Source organism: Rhizobacter sp. P2_H2, assembly GCF_056403375.1.
On record NZ_JBFUFP010000650.1, the window covers coordinates 1 to 3142 of the forward strand.

General features: G+C 65.2%; 5 protein-coding genes. 1 reads left to right on the top strand and 4 read right to left on the bottom strand.

The window, feature by feature from the left end:
* A partial coding sequence (gene pyrC, locus AC1D15_RS24045; protein WP_477827952.1) for a dihydroorotase occupies positions 1–827 on the bottom strand: 827 nt, incomplete at its 3' end.
* A gap of 86 nt (positions 828–913) precedes the next feature.
* Between pyrC and AC1D15_RS24050 the strand changes: the two genes are divergently transcribed.
* Positions 914–1300 carry a VOC family protein gene (locus AC1D15_RS24050; protein WP_047500357.1) on the top strand — a complete coding sequence of 129 codons (387 nt, stop codon included), beginning with the start codon at positions 914–916 and terminating at the stop codon, positions 1298–1300.
* Between the two features lie 7 nt (positions 1301–1307).
* On the opposite strand, the gene AC1D15_RS24055 is transcribed toward AC1D15_RS24050, so the two are convergent.
* From AC1D15_RS24055 to AC1D15_RS24065, 3 genes are all read right to left on the bottom strand, one after another.
* Positions 1308–2042, bottom strand: coding sequence for an amino acid ABC transporter ATP-binding protein (locus tag AC1D15_RS24055; protein ID WP_047500354.1), 735 nt, complete (start codon positions 2040–2042; stop codon positions 1308–1310).
* A 19-nt stretch (positions 2043–2061) separates the two neighbouring features.
* Positions 2062–2733, bottom strand: a complete 672-nt coding sequence (locus AC1D15_RS24060; RefSeq protein WP_477827953.1) for an amino acid ABC transporter permease — start codon at positions 2731–2733, stop codon at positions 2062–2064.
* A partial coding sequence (locus AC1D15_RS24065) for an ABC transporter permease subunit (protein ID WP_477827954.1) occupies positions 2730–3142 on the bottom strand: 413 nt, incomplete at its 5' end. The genes AC1D15_RS24060 and AC1D15_RS24065, both read right to left, overlap by 4 nt.

Here is a 3142-nt window from a genome sequence, read left to right on the forward strand (position 1 = left end):
GCATACAGCTCCAGCGCCGACAGCGCGGTGTAGCAGCCGGCGCCGCACACCGACTGCTCTTTCATCTGCGACGCATGCGGCGCGCTGTCGGTGCCGAGGAAGAACTTCGTGCTGCCCGAGGTGGCGGCCTGCACCAGCGCCTGGCGGTGGACTTCGCGCTTGAGCACCGGCAGGCAGTAATAGTGCGGCCGCAGCCCGCCCTGGAAGATCGCGTTGCGGTTGTACAGCAGGTGGTGCGCGGTGACGGTGGCGGCGGTGTGCGCATCGGCCTGCGCCACGTACTGCGCCGCCTCGCGCGTGGTGATGTGCTCGAACACCACCTTCAGTTCGGGAAAGTCGCGGCGCAGCGGCTGCATCACGGTGTCGATGAAGACCGCCTCGCGGTCGAACACGTCGACCGCCGGGTCGGTGACCTCGCCGTGCACCAGCAGCAGCAGGCCTTCGCGCTGCATCGCTTCGAGCGTCCTGTACGTCTTGCGCAGGTCGGTCACGCCGGCGTCGCTGTTGGTGGTGGCACCGGCCGGGTAGAGCTTGAGCGCGACGACGCCGGCCTCCTTGGCCCGCTTGATCTCGTCGGGCGGCAGGACGTCGGTGAGGTACAGCGTCATCAGCGGCTCGAAGGCCGCCCCTTCGGGCAGCGCCGCGAGGATGCGTTCGCGGTAGGCGACGGCCTGGGCGGCGGTGGTGACCGGCGGGCGCAGGTTGGGCATCACGATCGCGCGCGCGAACTGGCGCGCGGTGTCGGGCAGCACCGCGGCGAGCGCGGCGCCGTCGCGCAGGTGCAGGTGCCAGTCGTCGGGGCGGGTGAGGGTCAGGGATTCGGTCATCGGGCGATTTTCTCATTGCCCTGCTGCGCCGGCGCCTAGACTAGGTCGTGCCGCCCTTCCCTGCAAGGGCGCTCGAGGAGATCGCGATGAACACCCCGTTCCCGAGCACGCACGCCACCTGCATCCTGCCGGTCAAGGACATGGCCAGGGCACGCCGGTTCTACGAGACCGTCCTGGGGCTGGAGGCGCTGGGCGGCAAGCCGGATGGCAAGTTCGTCTACCGCTGCGGCGGCACCGAGATCGCACTGTTCCCGAAACCCGAAGGCACGAAGGCGCAGCACACGGCGCTGAGCTTCCGCGTCGACGAGATCGGGACGGCGGTCGCCGAGCTGTCGGGGCGCGGCGTGCAGTTCGCAGACTACGACCTGCCCGGGCTGAAGACCACCGACCACGTCTGCGTGCTCGGCTCCGAGAAGGCGGCCTGGTTCGAGGACCCGGAAGGCAACATCCTCTGCCTGCACCAGGACCTGTAGCCCGGACTCAGTGCTGAAGGATCTTCGAGAGGAAATCCTTCGCGCGCGGGGTGCGCTCCTCGGGCTTGCCGAAGAAGCTGTCCTTGGTGCAGTCCTCGACGATCTTGCCGGCGTCCATGAAGATCACGCGGTTGCTGACCTTCTTCGCGAAGCCCATCTCGTGCGTGACGCACATCATCGTCATGCCTTCGTTGGCCAGCTGCACCATCACGTCCAGCACCTCGCCGACCATCTCGGGGTCGAGCGCCGAGGTGGGTTCGTCGAACAGCATCACGATCGGGTCCATGCTGAGCGCGCGGGCGATCGCCACGCGCTGCTGCTGGCCGCCCGACAGCTGGCCCGGGAACTTGTCCTTGTGCGCGCTCAGGCCCACGCGGTCGAGCATCTTCATGCCGCGCACCTTGGCGTCTTCGGGCTTGCGGTTCAGCACCTTGATCTGCGCGAGCGTCAGGTTCTCGGTGACGGTGAGGTGCGGGAACAGCTCGAAGTGCTGGAACACCATGCCGACACGGCTGCGCAGCTTCGGCAGGTTGGTCTTCGGGTCGGAGATCGAGATGCCGTCGACGACGATGTCGCCCTTCTGGATCGGCTCCAGCGCGTTGACCGTCTTGATCAGCGTCGACTTGCCCGAGCCCGACGGGCCGCACACCACGACGACCTCGCCCTTCTCGATGCTGGTCGTGCAGTCGGTCAGCACCTGGAAGCTGCCGTACCACTTGGAAACGTTGTTGATCTTGATCATGGGAAGTCCCCCTGCGGGTTCAGCGGATGATGGCGATCTTCTTCTGCAGGCGACGCACGAGCATCGACAGGCTGAAGCAGATGATGAAGTAGACGACGGCGACGGCGAGGTAGGTCTCGACCGGGCGGTTGAAGTTCTTGCCGGCGACCTCGAAGCCCTTCAGCAGGTCGTAGGCACCGATCGCGTAGACCAGCGAGGTGTCCTGGAACAGGATGATGGTCTGCGTCAGCAGCACCGGCAGCATGTTGCGGAAGGCCTGCGGCAGCACGATCAGCTGCATGGTCTGGCGGTAGGTCATGCCGACCGCGTAGCCGGCGTACACCTGGCCGCGCGCCACGCTCTGGATGCCAGCCCGCATGATCTCCGAGTAGTAGGCGGCCTCGAACACCGTGAAGGTGATGATGGCCGACAGCTCGGTGCCAAGTGCGCGCCCGATCAACAGCGGGATCAGCAGGAAGAACCACAGGATCACCATCACCAGCGGGACCGAACGCAGCGTGTTCACGTAGAACGCCGCCGGCATCACCAACCACTGCTTGCCCGACAGCCGCATCAGCGCGATGAGCGTGCCCAGCACGATGCCACCGACCATCGCGACCAGCGTCAGCTGGACCGAAAAGATCAGCCCCTTGGTGAAAAAAGCGGAGGCGACTTGCCAGGACAGGAATGAATAGTCGAGATTCAGGTTCATTTCCCGCTCCCCATCATGCCGGGGATCCGGACCTTGTTTTCCAGGAACAAGGCCAGACGGTTGATGGAAAAGGCAGACACGAAGTACAGGCCCGTCACCGCGAGATAGATTTCAATCCCGCGCGACGTCTCTTCCTGTGCCTGCATCGCAAACATCGTCAGTTCGGTGATGCTGACGGCAAACGCCACCGACGAGTTCTTGATGATGTTCATCGACTCGCTGGTCAGTGGTGGGACGATGATGCGAAACGCCATCGGCAGCAGCACATATCGATAGGTCTGCGGCAGCGTGAGGCCCATCGCGAGGCCTGCATAGCGCTGCCCCTTCGGCAACGCGTTGATGCCAGCCTTCACCTGCTCGGCAATGCGCGCAGAGGTGAAGAATCCGAGCGCGAACACCACCAGCACGA